General features: G+C 41.0%; 13 protein-coding genes and 1 pseudogene. 12 read left to right on the plus strand and 2 right to left on the minus strand.

The window, feature by feature from the left end:
• The first annotated feature begins 19 nt into the window (after window positions 1-19).
• Window positions 20-1,165 (plus strand): DEAD/DEAH box helicase, encoded by a 1,146-nt coding sequence (locus tag CEF17_RS00945; protein WP_100397907.1) that lies wholly within the window; start codon window positions 20-22, stop codon window positions 1,163-1,165.
• 54 nt (window positions 1,166-1,219) lie between these two features.
• Here the strand turns inward: CEF17_RS00945 and sda are convergent, their stop codons facing one another.
• Window positions 1,220-1,399 (minus strand): sporulation histidine kinase inhibitor Sda, encoded by a 180-nt coding sequence (gene sda / locus CEF17_RS00950; RefSeq protein WP_100397908.1) that lies wholly within the window; start codon window positions 1,397-1,399, stop codon window positions 1,220-1,222.
• Window positions 1,400-1,707: 308 nt separating this feature from the next.
• On the opposite strand from sda, the gene CEF17_RS00955 reads away from it, so the two are divergent.
• From CEF17_RS00955 to CEF17_RS00970, 4 genes and pseudogenes are all read left to right on the plus strand, one after another.
• Window positions 1,708-2,811, plus strand: coding sequence for a Delta(10) desaturase DesB (locus CEF17_RS00955; RefSeq protein ID WP_100397909.1), 1,104 nt, complete (start codon window positions 1,708-1,710; stop codon window positions 2,809-2,811).
• Between the two features lie 296 nt (window positions 2,812-3,107).
• Complete coding sequence (locus CEF17_RS00960) at window positions 3,108-4,559, plus strand: degradosome RNA helicase CshA (RefSeq protein ID WP_269799431.1); 1,452 nt, start codon at window positions 3,108-3,110, stop codon at window positions 4,557-4,559.
• Between the two features lie 174 nt (window positions 4,560-4,733).
• Window positions 4,734-6,641 carry an ABC-F family ATP-binding cassette domain-containing protein gene (locus CEF17_RS00965; RefSeq protein ID WP_100397911.1) on the plus strand — a complete coding sequence of 636 codons (1,908 nt, stop codon included), beginning with the start codon at window positions 4,734-4,736 and terminating at the stop codon, window positions 6,639-6,641.
• Window positions 6,642-6,869: 228 nt separating this feature from the next.
• A pseudogene (locus CEF17_RS00970) lies at window positions 6,870-7,272 on the plus strand (transposase); the annotation flags it as partial.
• Window positions 7,273-7,284: 12 nt separating this feature from the next.
• Here CEF17_RS00970 and CEF17_RS00975 read toward each other — a convergent pair.
• The gene (locus CEF17_RS00975; protein ID WP_100397912.1) at window positions 7,285-9,078 is read right to left on the minus strand and encodes a PrpR N-terminal domain-containing protein; all 1,794 of its coding nucleotides are present in this window, start codon (window positions 9,076-9,078) and stop codon (window positions 7,285-7,287) included.
• Between the two features lie 151 nt (window positions 9,079-9,229).
• On the opposite strand from CEF17_RS00975, the gene CEF17_RS00980 reads away from it, so the two are divergent.
• The 7 genes from CEF17_RS00980 to thiM all read left to right on the plus strand — a co-directional run bounded on the left by CEF17_RS00980 (window position 9,230) and on the right by thiM (window position 16,189).
• Complete coding sequence (locus CEF17_RS00980) at window positions 9,230-10,345, plus strand: 2-keto-3-deoxygluconate permease (protein ID WP_100397913.1); 1,116 nt, start codon at window positions 9,230-9,232, stop codon at window positions 10,343-10,345.
• A 23-nt stretch (window positions 10,346-10,368) separates the two neighbouring features.
• Window positions 10,369-11,634, plus strand: a complete 1,266-nt coding sequence (larA, locus tag CEF17_RS00985; protein WP_054637232.1) for a nickel-dependent lactate racemase — start codon at window positions 10,369-10,371, stop codon at window positions 11,632-11,634.
• A gap of 5 nt (window positions 11,635-11,639) precedes the next feature.
• Window positions 11,640-12,455: an ATP-dependent sacrificial sulfur transferase LarE gene (larE, locus tag CEF17_RS20215; protein ID WP_100397914.1), complete on the plus strand. Its 816-nt coding sequence runs from the start codon at window positions 11,640-11,642 to the stop codon at window positions 12,453-12,455.
• Window positions 12,456-12,470: 15 nt separating this feature from the next.
• On the plus strand, window positions 12,471-13,139 hold the full coding sequence (gene larB / locus CEF17_RS20220) for a nickel pincer cofactor biosynthesis protein LarB (protein ID WP_054637234.1): 669 nt from the start codon (window positions 12,471-12,473) through the stop codon (window positions 13,137-13,139).
• A 1-nt stretch (window position 13,140) separates the two neighbouring features.
• Window positions 13,141-14,355, plus strand: a complete 1,215-nt coding sequence (gene larC / locus CEF17_RS01000) for a nickel pincer cofactor biosynthesis protein LarC (RefSeq protein ID WP_100397915.1) — start codon at window positions 13,141-13,143, stop codon at window positions 14,353-14,355.
• Between the two features lie 415 nt (window positions 14,356-14,770).
• On the plus strand, window positions 14,771-15,331 hold the full coding sequence (locus CEF17_RS01005) for a 3-dehydroquinate synthase II (protein ID WP_232725378.1): 561 nt from the start codon (window positions 14,771-14,773) through the stop codon (window positions 15,329-15,331).
• Window positions 15,332-15,388: 57 nt separating this feature from the next.
• Window positions 15,389-16,189 carry a hydroxyethylthiazole kinase gene (thiM, locus tag CEF17_RS01010; RefSeq protein ID WP_100397916.1) on the plus strand — a complete coding sequence of 267 codons (801 nt, stop codon included), beginning with the start codon at window positions 15,389-15,391 and terminating at the stop codon, window positions 16,187-16,189.
• Window positions 16,190-16,316: the final 127 nt, after the last annotated feature.

The raw sequence follows: 16,316 nt of genomic DNA on the forward strand, positions 1-16,316 counted from the left end.
AGAAAAGAAAGGAACAACTATGGATAACAAACAAAATATAACATGGCCTTTATTGGAAAAGACTCTCCCTTTTATTCAGAATGCATGGAAGGAAGCGGGATTTAATGCTCCGACAAAAGTTCAGGAACGAGCGGTTCCCTCCCTCTTGGAAGGGCGGAATATGGTTGTTGAAGCGCCAACCGGAACAGGAAAAACCATCGCATATCTTATCCCTCTTCTGCAAAAAATAGACCCTGAGATGAAAAATACTCAGGCAGTGATTGTTGCTCCAAGCCGGGAACTTGTGATGCAAGTTCTTGAAGAACTAAATCAATGGACAAAAGGGAGCGGTATCGAGGGGGCAGCTTTCATAGGCGGAGCTAATATTAAACGCCAAATTGAAAAATTAAAGAAAACTGTTCATGTAGCGGTAGGGACTCCTGGAAGGGTGCTGGAACTGATTGAGCTGAAAAAGCTGAAAATGCATAAAGTATCTACTTTGGTATTGGATGAGGGAGATCAATTAATCACTCAGGAACACGAAAAGTCGCTGCTAAAGATCAGAAAAGCCTCCCTAAAAGATACACAAATTCTGTTTACCTCTGCCACCATCTCCACTGATACAGCCAAAAAGGCTAAGGAGCTGTTAGGAGAAGCAGAAGAACTAAGAATTACAAAAGGAAAAGAAGAAGTTGAAAAGGTCAATCACATCTATTTTGTATGTGAACAAAGAGAGAAAGTTGATATTCTTCGCCGCTATATAAGAACGGAAAATATTAGAGCATTAACCTTTGTAAACAATGTAGAACAGTTAACAGAGGTGAGCGATAAGCTCGCTTACAGAGGAGTCTCAACAGAAGCTTTGCATGGGGATTCAACCAAGGATGAACGAAAAAATGCGATTACACGCTTTCGTAATGGGGAGACAACCTTGCTGCTGGCTACAGATGTAGCAGCTCGCGGGCTGGATATCAAGGAACTTTCACATGTTATTCAGCTTGATCTGCCTCGAAGTGCAGACCAGTATTCTCACCGTGCCGGCAGGACAGGGAGAGCGGGGGCAAGTGGTACGGTTGTATCATTAGTAACGAAAAGAGAAGAACAGGATTTAAAGAAAATAAGCAGCAGGCTTAAAATTAAAGTGGTAAGGAAGAAGCTTTACAAGGGAAACATCGTAGATGAATAAAGAGGTATGAAAAAAGGAAGAGGGAGTTTTTTCTGGTAGATATAGGGGAGAGCTCTAAATAAGCTTTCCCTCTTGTTTAAAATAGGGAACCGTAGATAATTTACAGCTTTGATTAAGCAATAAATCCCTGCGATCAGCCTCCTGTTTTAATAAGTGGATAAAGTTTGAATCTAAATTCAATGTTAAAGCTTTGAAAAGTGCGTCTAACAGGGTTTCATCTTTCATATATATCATTTATTTTTCACCTTATTTTCTTGATTTTTAAATTGCATTTCTATAATTTACCACGAAGGATGGGTGAGGACAAGTTTTTCCCTTTTTCTACTTACAAGGCTAATAAAAGTGATACTGCTTTTTGACAGGCACACTGCCACGGTTGCCCCTCTTGAGAATGAAAATCTTCTTTCATCTTTTTCTCTATTGGTACCTGGTAATAACAATTGGTTGTAAATCTTAATTAATGTGGTATACTTTGGAGGTATAAGGGATAATAGTTTAAACTACTACAATTTATCAATAGCTTGTTTAGGAAAGGACAATAAATGAATCAATATAAAACGTTTGGGTGGTACGCAGCCCGTGTGACTCCGCATTTACCTAAAAAGGCATTTAAACCAGTTCCCATGAGATTGTTTGGAGGCCTGGCATATCTTTTAATCAGCATTGCCGGCATTATGACCATTAGTCTTTATGATTTGAATTTATGGATTTATTTAATGATTTCTGGGGTGTTAGGCGCAAGTTTTGCCGCCATGGGTTTTTTGGGACACGAAATTCTCCATGGAACGGTTGTAAGAAATAAAATGCTTAGCAGTTTATTAGGTGCTATCGCTTTTTGGCCGTTAACTACAGGCCCAAGACTTTGGAAAAAATGGCATAATATTGAGCATCACCGTCATACTCAGGATGAACACAAGGATCCGGATGCCTGGTTTACGGTAGAAGCCTACAACAAAAGTAAGCTAATACGCTTAATTTACCGTCTTCCATTTGTGGTACGTGCTTTTTCCAGTATGCTATCACTAGCTGTAACTTTCACGGCTCATTCCGTCAAAATGTTTTTTTCTTATATAAAGGAATTCAAGCCTGGCAAACAGCCAGCAGTATGGGTTCAGTTTATTTTGCCGTGGGCGAGCTGGATCGGATTGTTGTTATGGATAGGACCTTTGAAGTGGCTGTTTGCATTTGTCATACCTGTTCTCATTGCAAATGCTATTGTGATGGCATACATTTCTACAAATCACAGGCTGAACCCTTTGGTACCTGTGAATGATCCGCTGGCGAACAGCTTAACGGTTACCGTGCCAAAATGGGTGGATGTTCTTCACTTTAATTTTTCTTATCATACAGAACATCACTTATTCCCAGGTGTTAACCCTAAGTATTATCCGCTGGTAAAAGCAAAAATTAAGGAAATGTGGCCAGAACGTTATCACGAAATGCCTATGCAAAAAGCATTGGCCCTTCTATGGAAAACACCTCGGGTTTATTTTGAAAAAGAGGAACTGATTGACCCGAAAAAAGCGGTGGTGTACGGTTCTTTAGGAAATGGGTTAAATGGGGTGGCTCTTCCAAGGAAACAAGAAAAGGATCCATTACCTGAATCCTTGAAGGCTCAGAAGGATAATGAAAAGAAAGCCCAGTGATAAACAGGAGTTTCTTCCTGTTTATTTTTTTCCTTTTAGATAGCAAGCAACGTTATATGCTTATATCGAATGTTTTTGGGCACTCTAATAATAAGCGCAGAAAGCATCTTGTAAGGAAAGAAGTAGCATTGCAATACAATATGTGGTAAAGTTGATTGGTTCGTTAAAAAATAGAAATTCACACATATACCTTTTGTTAGGTTGAGGATATGAATACACGAAGAAGTATTTTTAAGGTTCATCATAACGGGGATATCCTATAGTGAAATATAAATGATTAAAGGAGATAGATGTTATTGACATTATTTAAAGAGTTAAATTTAGATCAACAAATTCTTCGAGCAGTTGAACAAATGGGGTTTACTGAAGCTACACCGATTCAGGAAAAAGTTATCCCTTTTGTAAAAGAAGGAAAAGATCTTATAGGTCAGGCCCAAACGGGTACAGGGAAAACAGCAGCGTTTGGGATTCCGCTTCTTGAAAACATTGATACAGAAGAAAAGGTTACACAAGGCCTGGTGCTGGCTCCTACCCGGGAACTTGCCAATCAGGTTGCTGAAGAGTTAAATAAGCTAGGTCGTTTTAAAGGAATAGAAGCTTTACCTATTTACGGAGGACAAGAAATTGGCCGACAGATTAAAGCCTTAAAGCGCAGACCGCAAATTATTGTGGCAACACCTGGACGTTTTATGGATCACATGAGAAGAAAAACTATTCGGCCACAGACCTTGAAAATGATTGTATTGGACGAAGCTGATGAAATGCTGAGCATGGGCTTTATTGAAGATATTGAAACCATCTTGGCTGAAGTTCCAAAAGAAAGGCAGACACTTCTTTTTTCAGCAACCATGCCGAAGAGATTACAATCCGTTACGAAAAATTTCATGAAAGACCCTGAAGTGGTCGCTATTAAAAGCAAGGGACTCACTGTATCTAGTATCGAACAGCGTTATATTGAAGTTCCTGAAAAACAGAAGCTTGATACGCTCAGGTATTTGCTTGATATTGATCCTCCTGAACTCTCCATTATCTTTGGCCGCACAAAGAGAAGAGTTGATGAGTTATCAGAAGCTCTCAGCCAGGTTGGCTACGCTGTAGAAGGCATTCATGGTGACTTAAGGCAAGAAAGACGTGATAAAGTACTTCGTAAATTTAAAAAAGGCACCATTAATATACTGGTGGCAACTGACGTGGCGGCAAGAGGGCTAGACGTGACTGGCGTCACCCATGTTTATAATTTTGACCTCCCGCAAGACTCTGAAAGCTATGTCCACCGTATTGGCAGGACAGGCCGTGCGGGGGAAAAAGGAGTGGCTTTTACCTTTGTTACCCCTCGTGAAATGGAGCATTTAAAAGACATTGAGGCGACTACAAAAAGTAAAATGAAGCGTCAAAGTCTTCCAACTTATGCAGAAGCAATGGCAGGCCGTTACCAGCAGGCCATCGAACAACTAAGAGAAACTGTACGAAAAGGCGGATATGAGGACCTGGATGAAGCAGCAAAAGGACTGCTTGATGAATACGGGGCTGAAACACTCGTAGCTGCAGCGTTAAAAATGGCAACGAAGGAACCGGACGATAAAAACATTAAGCTGACAGAAGAAGCATCCTTGCGGCCGAAGAAAAGCTCTTTTAGAGGTAAAAGTGGAAATAACAAAGGTAATAAAGGCGGTAGAGGGAGAAATAATAAATTTTCCTTTGATAAGCAAGGACGTAAAGGCGGCAGAGACCGCAAAGCAAGACGATAACAGAGCATAGGGAAAGGGACTCTCACGTGATAGTGAGCGTCCCTTTTTTATCGAGTAAGGATACAAATGTAATGAAGCAATATAGGGATTTTTCGATTAGTCGCTGATAGCTATGTGCCTTCTCTAAATATAGTTTACAATGTAAGTAATCCAGATAGTAAAGGTTGATAAGAGATGAGCGTTTTACATGTAGAGAACTTATACAAGACTTATGGAGAAAAAGTATTGTTTAATGAAATCTCCTTTTCCATAAAGGAGAACGAAAGAATTGGTTTGTTAGGTGTTAATGGGACTGGAAAGTCTACACTCCTTAAAGTAATTGCAGGCATAGAAAGCGCTGAACGGGGAGATATGCTTCATGCCAATTCTCTTCAGATAGAATACCTTCCCCAGCAACCTGAATTAGATCCTGAATTGACCGTTTTAGAACAAATATATTACGGTGATTCTGTCATGATGAAAGTTATGAGAGAGTATGAAAAAGCATTACAAAAGCTGGAACATAACCCAGAAAAGCAAATTGCTCAAGAGCTGGTAATGAGTATGCAGCAAAAAATGGACGAAGCTGATGCCTGGGATGCGAACACAGCAGCAAAGACGGTATTAACGAAGCTTGGCATTTCAGATTTTGATAAGAAAGTGCAATATCTGTCTGGGGGTCAAAAGAAAAGAGTTGCCATAGCTAAAGCGTTGATCCAGCCAGCAGACCTCTTAATACTGGATGAGCCGACAAACCATTTGGACAATATGTCTATAGAGTGGCTGGAAGGGTACTTAGCAGCATATAAAGGGTCATTAATTGTCGTTACCCATGACCGCTATTTCCTCAATCGTGTCACTAATCAAATTTTCGAATTGGAGCAAGGCAGTCTGTATACGTATGAAGGGAATTATGAGATTTACTTAGAAAAGAAAGCTGAAAGAGAAGCTGCAGCACGAAAAAGTGAAGAAAAAAGACAGAACTTACTGCGCAGAGAACTTGCCTGGCTGCAAAGAGGAGCAAAGGCCAGAACCACAAAGCAAAAGGCACGTAAGCAACGAGTGGAGGGCCTAAAGGAACAAACGGGGCCAGAAGCCAAAAAAGACGTCGATTTTTCCATCGGTTCGGTTCGCCTGGGAAAGCAGGTCATTGAAGCACAAAATATTACGTTTTCCTATGCAGCTGACCAGAAGCCGCTAGTCAAAGATTTTAGTTATTTAGTAGTGCCTGGAGAACGACTGGGGATTATTGGGCCTAATGGAGCCGGGAAATCTACATTATTAAATATACTGGCTGACCGGTTGCAGCCCCAAGCGGGCAAAGTAGAGTTTGGACAGACAGTTAAAATAGGATACTACACACAAGAATATGAAGAAATGGATGAAAATCTTCGGTTGATTGAGTACATCAGAGAAGTGGCAGAGGTAGTTCACACCGTTGATGGCCAGGTGATCACAGCAGAACAGATGCTTGAACGTTTTTTGTTTTCCAGAGAGATGCAATGGACCTATATCCGCCGCCTTTCTGGTGGTGAAAGACGCCGTTTGTATTTACTCAGTGTCTTAATGGAAGAGCCCAACGTACTTTTTTTGGACGAACCGACAAATGACTTGGATACTCAGACCTTAAGCATATTAGAGGATTACTTAGATCAATTTCCTGGTGTGGTAATTACTGTTTCACACGACCGTTATTTTTTAGACCGGGTGGTTGACCGCCTATTAGTTTGTAAAGGTGGCAGCGGAGAAATTGAACGATTTCAGGGAAGTTATTCTGCCTACATAGATAACCAAAAGGAGGAAGCTTCCCTGCAAAAAGAGACAAAGGCAGGGCCCGCCCCGAAACAAGCCAAGCAGTACAGAAAAAAGCTCTCTTATAAAGAGCAGCAGGAATGGAACCAGATTGAAGACAAAATTATGGAATTGGAAATGAAAAAGGAAGAGCTTGAAGCAGAAATAGGTGAAGCCGGCAGTGATTATGACAGAATACAAGAATCAATGAAAAAGCAGGCAGATGTGGAAGCTGAGCTTGAGAAAACCATTGAACGCTGGACTGAACTTTCTCTGATGATAGAAGAGATTGAAAGCGGCAAACAACAATAAACAAAGAAGAGGCTGGGGCAAAACTCAGCTAAATAGAAGGGCCTTCACCGTCGGTGAGGGCCCTTACTTATATTATAATTCTGTTGGTTGATTGTTCAAAAATACACTCGCTGGCCGCGGGCAAGGCTTCAGCTAGCCAGGTGAACCCCCCGGCGGATATTAGCTCTTGCTTTTCCCGCAGGCGTCTCGTGACGTTTAACAATCAACGTATATGTACACAAAAAGGGTAGTGAAGATTGTTTTGAATGTCCACTTCGTTCTCAGTGTACGAAAGTCAAGGAAGGAAATAACCGGCAATGTTCCTTATAATGAGAAGTGGGAAAATCAAAAAGCCTATATTCAAAGAATGCTTTCAGACGAAGAAACCGGCGAGATCTACGAGAAGCGTAAGATCTGAGCCAACCTTCGGATTTCTGAAGGCTAATTTACGTTTCACTCGAAAGTCGTTAAGAGGAAAAAACAGGTGAAAATCGAAATAGGATTTGCATTAATGGCGGTGAACTTGCGAAAGTACACCGCCCGTAAGCCCCATCATCCCATTTCTGATCAACAAAAAGGTGCCAGCTATCGAAAATCGATAACTGACACCTTTTATTGCTTTTCAGAGACTGTTTTGTCCCAGCCTCTTTAAATACATAGATCCCTAAATATTTTTTAATTTTCTCCATAAAGTCGCCCGGTTTATTCCCAGTCGCTTTGCGGCCCGCGTTTGGTTATAGTTTTCTTCTTCTACAACTTTACGGATAATGTCCTCTTCTATTTCAACCAGTGTTTTTGTGAAATCTATGTTGTCCACTGAATGTATTGAAATGTCCTTTTTTGTATGCGACACTTCTTTTTTTTGGATATATGGACCTTCGGCGTTATATACGCCTGTTTCTAATCCTTCGTTTAATTCTGCCAGGTTCCTTTTCCATTCTTTTTGTTTCCATGTACATAATAGGTCTTCGGAAAGGCCCACCACTTGTTTTCCGTATAAATTATTATATCGGGCAATGAACTTGCGTGTATATTCCTCAAAGGTTTCTAATTGGTCCCTTAAAGGAGGGAGGTGTACGGAGGTATCAAAATTTTCAGTAATGCGCTCAGAGAGGTTACAGTTATTTGTAGAGAAGACAGCAGTGTTGTCCTTACAGCAGGAAAAGCTCTTGACAAGCTTCTTTATTTGGCAAGGAGATAATTCCTCCCACCCTCGGATATAAAAAGTGCCTTTTAATTTTTGTATGGTGGCGTGTAATTTACTCAACTCACCTTCGCTGATCATTTCCCCGATAGTAACTGCCCACTGCTCTTCAGTGTACCCATTTTTATAGTAATGAAAGGCACTGGTCAAAGACTTTTTACCTGTACCTTCCTCACCGGTAAGTAACAATACTGGCTTATGAGCACTGGATTTTAATTGTATAATTGCCTCACGTACCTTTTGGTTCACCTGGCACAGCTGAGAAAAGGAAAAAATAGTAGAACGAAGATGAGAAAAAGACAGTTCATCGCTGTGAAAATAATACTTATTTTCTTCAGTGAATTTTACCACAAAATAAGAAGAGCTTTCTTCCAAAAGTAGCACCTCAATAAGGAGCATCTTACCATTAACCTCCGCTGTTTTAATTGAATAAGGAGCTTCAATAATCCTCCTAAAGACCCCTTCGTAGTTTTGTTCAAGGTCATAAACAGAGTGAATGGTTGAGTCTAAGGAAAACAGAGAATAAAATTCTCTGTTAGCAAAGTTAACTGTGCCATCTAATTCAAAGATAATGACTCCTTCGGATTGGGTATCAATAAGCGCATGGAAAGAAGAAATTTCTTTCCTCGTTTCATTTATGGCTTGAGCTACTTCTTTGGCCCGTGTTAATGATTGATGGACAGCTTCTTTACCAGAAGTAATCATTATACCTTGCAGGGTGAATTCTTCTATGTAATTCAATGCCACAGCATCCCCAAGAACAGTGTTGTACCCATTCTTCCATGCATCCTTAACAGCTTTCCTTACTTCCTCCGATGTTCTTACTTCGGTGTATGGGATTTGCATATCTAGAAGCTTGGAAACTTCTACAACCCCTCGGCAGACACTTGGATACCCGATTAGTTTAATTTTCTCTTCGGAGTCCTTGATTAGTAATAAAGTTCTTAAAATGTCGTAAGCAGAAACCTCAATGTCTATAATGGGTACTTTTACGTGTTTTCGTAAGGTGTCAGCTGTAGCCCCCCGGCTGATCAAAACCAGAAATCCATTTTGTTCCATTCTCTTGGCAGGCTGTACGGCATCCACTACATCGCACACTACAACTTCCACCTCTATGTCTGATATAGCGGCAGCTTCCAGTTGGATCACTTTCTCTAAGTGTGGGTAAGGGGCTAGTACCCCTATTTTTATTGGCATATCAATCATCAATCTCCCAAAAGTAACAAACTGTTTAAAATTTAAACGCTTTCTCATTTATTGTTGTTTTTTTAAATAGTTTTTGTCACAATAATTATAAAAGTTTCCACTATTATGTCAATAGTGATAGAAACGAATATGTAGAAGAACTAGGAAAATATGATTTTTTGTAAGCGATTTCTAAAATTATTCAAGAGGGGAGTTTATTATGAAGATTAAACAGACAATAGAAAGGGTTCCTGGTGGATTAATGATTGTTCCGTTAATGCTAGGGGCTTTATTAAACACCATAGATCAGTTGCAAATCCCTTTTATAGTGAGATTTTTGCAGTTTATCGGTGCCCCCCAGACAGATGACGGTACATATGAATTTTTACGAATCGGTGGATTCTCTCAGGAGTTATTCAAAGATGGGGCTCTTGTCTTAATCGCACTGTTCTTGTTTTGTGCAGGGAGTCAAATGAATTTGAAGCTCGGCGGAAAAGCATTAAAAAAAGGTTCTTTGCTAACAACTTCTAAATATCTTACTGGTCTTGTAATAGGTATTTCTTTCGGATACTTTTTTGACCCAATGGAAGGGTTACTAGGTTTATCAACGGTCGCTATCATTGCAGCAATGACGAATGGTAACGGGGGAATGTACGCCGCCTTGACAAGTCAGTACGGGAATCGCTCTGATGTTGGCGGGGTAGCAGTTTTGTCCATAAATGACGGTCCATTTTTTACGATGATGTCTTTGGGGCTATTAGGTGCTACCTTTCCATTTGCTACGTTCTTAGCTGTATTGCTGCCAATTGGTATAGGCATGTTGTTAGGTAATCTAGACGAAGATATACGATCCTTCTTAAAGCCTGGGGAAATTCTGCCGGTTCCGTTCTTTGCCTTTGCCCTGGGGGCGGGTATGAATTTTGCTCTGTTTTTCAATCCGGAGGTAGTAGGGGCAGGCATTCTCTTAGGGCTTTTGACAACGGTCTTAACTGGCTTAACCGGAATCTTCGTCTTTAAGCTATTTAAAGAAAGAAGTTACATTGCTCCGGTAGCAGAAGCATCAACGGCCGGAAATGCGGTAGGTACGCCAGCAGCTATCGCCGCCGCCGCGGCCACAGCTGCAGCAGCAGGGGGGATGAGTCAATCTCAAGCCGCAGCTTATCAAGACATTGTCCCACTAGCCACCGCTCAAATCTCAATTTCCGTTCTTGTGACGGCTATATTATGTCCAATAGCTGTTATAATTGTTGATCGTTATCAACGGAAAAGAGGTATAATTGGTACAGAAGAAGATGTGACAAGTGAAATTAAAGATTCAAAAAATACAAGCACCTAAATGGATGTATAGGAGGGTTACAAATGGACGTTTCACTGCTTTATGGAAAAGGAGAAATTCAGGTAGAGGTTCCAGATCATGCTAAGATTATTGAACCTAAACATGTAGAAGGAAAGAAAGATCAAAGGCAGGCTGTAGTTGATGCTTTACAAAGCCCGATTGGCACCCCTCCGTTAAAAGAAATGGTGAAGTCAACTGATTCAGTTGCTATAGTGATTAGTGATATTACCAGACCAACGCCAAATCATATTCTTGTTCCTGCCCTAATCGAGGAGCTTCCTCACGTGCCATTGGAGCAATTTGTAGTGATAAATGGGACGGGTACTCACCGTGACCAAACAAGAGAAGAATTTATCGAAATGCTTGGTGAGTGGACGGTTAATAACATTCGCATTGTTAATAATCATTGCCATGATAAAGAGGAATTATCGTATGTCGGAGAGAGTGAATTCGGTTGTGGAGTATATTTAAATAAAGAATATGTAGAGGCGGATTTTCGGATCACGACAGGTTTTATAGAACCTCATTTCTTTGCTGGTTTTTCCGGCGGGCCCAAGGGGAACATGCCAGGAATCGCAGGAATCGAAACGATCATGACCTTTCATAATGCAAGAATGATTGGAGATCCAAAGGCAACCTGGGGTAATATGGATAATAATCCAGTTCAGGAGATGACAAGGGAAATCAACCGTATGTGTCCACCACATTTTCTCCTAAACGTCACCTTAAATGGAAATAAAGAGATTACTGAAGTCTTTGCTGGAGACCTTTTCCCAGCTCATGAAAAAGGCTGCGAGTATACGAAAGAACATGCTATGGTTCCTTGTGAAGAAAGATTTGACGTAGTGATTACCTCGAATTCAGGGTATCCGCTGGATCAGAATTTATATCAGGCTGTTAAAGGAATGAGCGCAGCACAAAAAATCGTTAAAAAAGGCGGCACCATTATCGTTGCAGCGGAGTGTTCTGACGGTATCCCCAATCATGGGAATTTTGCAGAGATATTTACATTAGCTGAGACCCCGCAACAGTTATTAGATATGATTAATGACCCTGCATTTAAAATGTTTGATCAGTGGCAAGTTCAAAAGCAAGCAGTCATTCAAGTTTGGTCGGATGTTCACGTGTATTCTAAATTGACAAAAGAGCAAATTAACCAAGCAATGTTAACTCCTTGTAATGATATAGAAGCAACATTAGAAAACCTTAAAGCAACTTATGGAGAGGATATGAGCGTGGCTGTTCTACCACAAGGCCCCTTAACAATCCCCTATATTAGAGAGGAGTAAGAGGTATGCCCTACACTAAACTTAAAAAACTACAAGAAACTCTACAAGAGATGGGAAGGGTAGTAGTTGCTTTCTCAGGTGGTATTGATAGTACATTTCTTTTGTATGTTGCTCGTGATACCCTCGGGAAAGAAAACGTATTAGCTGTGACAGCGGACTCAGAAACATTCCCACAAAGAGAATTGGAAGATTGCAGGGAATTAGCAAAGAAATTAGATGTAAAGCATGAAATAATATCAACTTCCGAATTCGCTATCCCGGGATATACAGAGAACAAAAGCGATCGCTGCTATTTATGCCGGGATAACCTATTTGAAAATTTAAAGCCTCTTTTAGAACAAAAAAATTATAGCAATATCGTCTTCGGCCTGATTGCGGACGATATGGGTGAGCATCGGCCCGGGATCATTGCAGCTCGTGAGCATGGCGTGCGCGGACCTCTACAGGAAGTTGAGTTATATAAGCAGGAAATACGCCAATTATCCCGGGAAATTGGATTGCCAAATTGGGATAAGCCTTCCTATGCTTGTTTAGCTTCACGAATTAGTTATCAAGAGACTATCACGATCAAAAAGCTTAAAATGGTAGACAAAGCAGAAGAGATAATTCGGGATTACGGAGTCAGGCAAGTACGCGTGAGAATGCATGGTGAGATGGCCAGGATTGAAGTCATGCCAGAGGACATGTCTCTAATTTTAAAATTGCATGGAACTCTTCAAAGGGAATTAACAGAATTAGGTTTTAAATATGTCACGTTAGATCTGGCAGGATACAAGAGCGGGAGCATGAATGCAGTATTGGAAAACGTTAAAACAACTTAGAGGGTGGTTGCCATCATGTATGAAGACTTAGGGTTTTCGAAAGTAGATTACGATCGAGAAGAGAGAACAGGCTATCCTGAAATCATTTATGGTGAAGGAAAAACGGCTGAACAAATCACCTTAATCGCTGAGAAGTTGGTGGAACGCCATGGTAAGGTTCTTGTAACAAGGGTTTCAGAAGAAAAAGCAGCTGACTTAAAGAAAGCGTTTGCCGATTCTTTTTACCATTCTGTTTCCCGTATCTTTAGTGTAGGAAAGCCAGAAAAATTATATCGTGGCAAAGTAATGGTACTAAGTGCAGGTACCTCTGATCTTCCTGTAGCTGAGGAAGCGCTTCTGACAGCACAGTGGATGGGGTGTGAAGTGGAAGCAATTAATGACGTAGGGGTAGCAGGCATTGACCGATTACTTTCTTATCGTGAATATTTACAAACAGCGAGTGTACTGGTTGTAGTGGCTGGTATGGAAGGTGCGTTACCAAGTGTGGTTACTGGATTGGTAAAACGCCCTGTGATCGCTGTTCCTACTTCAGTAGGGTATGGAGCTCATTTAGAAGGCTTAACACCTTTATTAGGTATGCTGACAGCATGTGCTTCCGGTATGAGTGTGGTCAATATTGACAATGGCTTTGGAGCAGCATACCAGGCTGCCTTAATTTTAAAAGTAGCAAATGAGGAAAAGTAAAATGAAAACATTGTATTTGGACTGTGTATCAGGGATATCAGGTGACATGACCTTATCAGCGTTGATAGACGCTGGTGCAAGCTTGCAGTATGTGAAACAAGAGCTAAATAAACTTCCTATTGGGGAATTTGATTTAACGATTAAAAGAGTGAATAAGTGCGGGATCTCTTCTTCGCTTTTAGATATCACCTTTCCTCAAGAACATGACCATCATCATGCTCATGATAATGAGCACAAAGAGCACCACGCCCATAGTCACCGTCATGCCTCTCATATCTTGGAAATGATACAAGAAAGCAGTCTTTCAGATCGAGTAAAAGAACAAAGTACCAAGGTCTTTGAAGCTATTGCTGTAGCGGAAGGGAAAATCCACGGAATACCCCCTGAAAAGGTCCACTTTCATGAAGTAGGAGCAATGGACTCAATTATTGATATCATCGGTGTTTGCGTAGCTTTGGAAGATCTTGAAATAGAAACTATTTATTCTTCACCAGTTCCTACAGGAACCGGTCTGATAAAGATAGACCATGGGATATATCCTATTCCAGCCCCTGCTACCGCGGAGTTATTAAAAGGAATCCCTCTTTCTCCTTTAGAGGCAAAGGGGGAACTTACTACTCCAACTGGAGCAGGCTTTATCCATGCTTTAGTGAGTGAGGTTAGAAGCTTGCCTCCCTATGTTATATCATCAATAGGCTATGGAGCAGGAAAAAAGGATTTTGATACACACCCTAACATTCTTCGAGCAATCATGCTGGAGAGTCAGGAAGAAAGGGTTACTGAAGGGGTTGTCCTTTTAGAATGCCAGATTGATGACTTGCCTGGAGAAGTACTGGGATATGTGATGGAGAGTTTATTTGAAGCCGGGGCCTTAGACGTGTATTACACGCCTATCCAAATGAAAAAAAACCGGCCTGGGACTCTAATCACCGTACTTTCCAAACAAGAGCAAGCAAATCAACTGGAAGAGTTATTGTTACAGGAAACTTCTACCTTTGGAGTCCGTTCCTCTTTTTGGCAGCGAAGAGCATTATCACGAAGTATAAGCCACATAGATACCATTTACGGTCAAATTCGTATCAAAAATGGTTATGAGAAAAACAAGGTTTATCAAAGGTCTCCAGAGTTTGAGGATATCAAGCAAGCAGCTCTGCAACATGGAGTTCCTCTTAAGAAAGTTTTAGCAGAAATATATCGTCAATTAGATAAATATTAGAGGTTTCAGGAAGAAAGGCCTTCTTCCATAAAACAAAAAAGTACCCTATAGAGTAGGACTTAATAAGTCAACCTATAGGGTGCTTTTTTGTACAATGGCGAAGAAAATTACAGAACTGGGGAAATATCATAAGGGGAAAACTAAGATTCATAGTAGACAAGGGTGCACTTCTTTACTCTAGTCATGAGGGTTCTGTCAATTAATGTTTAGAAGGATAGCTTGCTCTCTCATTGCGAATGCCCCTCCTATAAAGAAGGGTGGGATAGGCAAGCCTGCTTTGAAGATGAATGCAATATAATAGGCTTTCTTCCCTTGAAAAGTGAGTGAATAGACCTACCATACCCATGACTATTCTTGCTCTCTTTTGTGTAACCTTATACTATTTTATTTAAAGCAAAAATGAGGAGGGAACGAATTGAATAGCAAAATAAATAAGCTAGAGTATATAGATGGCGAAGTGATAAGTATCAAAGCTGTAGGAAAGGGAACTAGAGTATGTGTAGATTGTGCAGACGAGCTGTCTCCTGAAGAAGGAATGCTGGTTGGGAACACTGGAGACGGGTACATATTAGTGCTTTCGGAAAACCGAAAAACAGAAACTTACCCCTCCCGTGCGTTCCGTGTAAATTGCGGCGCGGTCCATCAGTACATTTATGAGGGAGAGAAAACAAAATATTTATCTGAGCTAAGAGGAGGGGAGCAGACACCGGTCTTTTCCTTATCAGGAGAGCAGAGATTCGTGCCGCTTGGTAGAGTTAAGGCAGAACAAAGGGATTTACTTCGAGTGGAATGCATGGTGCAGAACAAGATCATTTCGGCCACACTGCAAGATGCTGATAGTGTGCAGCTTGCCGATGGAGAAGGGAACTCTGTCCCTGTTCAGCAGTTAGCTTCAGGAGATCGTGTGCTTTGTATGGTCGATGAACCTGGCCGTCACCTGGGCGAAAAGATTAAAGAAAAGATTAGGGAATATTGAGCATAAAGAAAGAAGAGTAGGGGAATAAATACAAGAATTCACGTGAGGAGGGATCATATGGAACCATCAGGTTGGGGAAGGTTTCTTTCCAAAATGAGAGAGGAAAAGCCGCTCATTCACAACATTACAAACGTAGTAGTCACGAACTTTACAGCCAATGGACTTCTCGCATTAGGAGCTTCTCCAGTAATGGCGTATGCCAAGGAGGAAGTTGCTGATATGGCCAGGATTGCCGGGGCTCTTGTTTTAAATATTGGTACATTATCTGCTGAGGAAGTCGAGGCTATGATACTTGCGGGTAACACAGCAAACCAGCAGGGGGTGCCAATTATACTTGATCCAGTTGGAGCGGGAGCCACACCGTATCGAACAGAAGCATCTAAAAGGATTGTAAAAGAACTGAATCTCTCCCTTCTAAGAGGAAATGCAGCAGAGGTTGCAAATGTGGTTGGACTTGATTGGAAAATAAAAGGAGTAGATGCGGAAGAAGGAGAAGGAGACATACTTGAACTAGCCAAAGAGGCTGCGCGAAAGCTCGATACCGTGGTTTGTGTGACAGGAAAAGAGGATGTTATTACAGATGGGGAAAAAACTTATATTGTAAATAACGGGACAGCCATGTTTACGAAAATCACGGGTGCCGGATGTTTATTAAGTTCAGTGATTGGTTCGTTTGCAGCAGTTGAAAAGGACGTTTTAACTGCGGGAGCGGCGGCTCTTTCTGCATATGGGATAGCAGGAGAAAAGGCTGCTCAGGAAAGTGAGGGTCCAGGCAGCTTTCAGGTTGCTTTTTTAGATCAGCTTTATAAGATAACTTCAAAGGAAGTCGATTCCTTAGCTTCAATCTCTTTAAGTTAACCGATCTATTGAAATAACAATTATCAGTATGAGGAGAATTCACATTCACAAAAGGTGCCTGGCACTGCGGGCTGTAACAAGAAAATTGTGATTTTCTTTAAGCAACAGCGTCATTCACGTTTTTTTG

It is taken from the genome of Bacillus sp. FJAT-44742 (assembly GCF_002797315.1).
In the GTDB taxonomy this organism is placed as follows: Bacteria; Bacillota; Bacilli; order Bacillales; family Marinococcaceae; genus Thalassorhabdus; species Thalassorhabdus alkalitolerans.

Bases quoted from the DNA above. Each gene is read 5' to 3' on its own strand.
- larE (WP_100397914.1), top strand. From the start codon at position 11,640: ATGCCCTACACTAAACTTAAAAAACTACAAGAAACTCTACAAGAGATG.
- larB (WP_054637234.1), top strand. From the start codon at position 12,471: ATGTATGAAGACTTAGGGTTTTCGAAAGTAGATTACGATCGAGAAGAG.
- sda (WP_100397908.1), bottom strand. From the start codon at position 1,399: ATGATATATATGAAAGATGAAACCCTGTTAGACGCACTTTTCAAAGCT.
- CEF17_RS00945 (WP_100397907.1), top strand. From the start codon at position 20: ATGGATAACAAACAAAATATAACATGGCCTTTATTGGAAAAGACTCTC.
- larC (WP_100397915.1), top strand. From the start codon at position 13,141: ATGAAAACATTGTATTTGGACTGTGTATCAGGGATATCAGGTGACATG.
- thiM (WP_100397916.1), top strand. From the start codon at position 15,389: ATGGAACCATCAGGTTGGGGAAGGTTTCTTTCCAAAATGAGAGAGGAA.
- CEF17_RS00980 (WP_100397913.1), top strand. From the start codon at position 9,230: ATGAAGATTAAACAGACAATAGAAAGGGTTCCTGGTGGATTAATGATT.
- larA (WP_054637232.1), top strand. From the start codon at position 10,369: ATGGACGTTTCACTGCTTTATGGAAAAGGAGAAATTCAGGTAGAGGTT.
- CEF17_RS00965 (WP_100397911.1), top strand. From the start codon at position 4,734: ATGAGCGTTTTACATGTAGAGAACTTATACAAGACTTATGGAGAAAAA.
- CEF17_RS00975 (WP_100397912.1), bottom strand. From the start codon at position 9,078: ATGAGAAAGCGTTTAAATTTTAAACAGTTTGTTACTTTTGGGAGATTG.
- CEF17_RS00955 (WP_100397909.1), top strand. From the start codon at position 1,708: ATGAATCAATATAAAACGTTTGGGTGGTACGCAGCCCGTGTGACTCCG.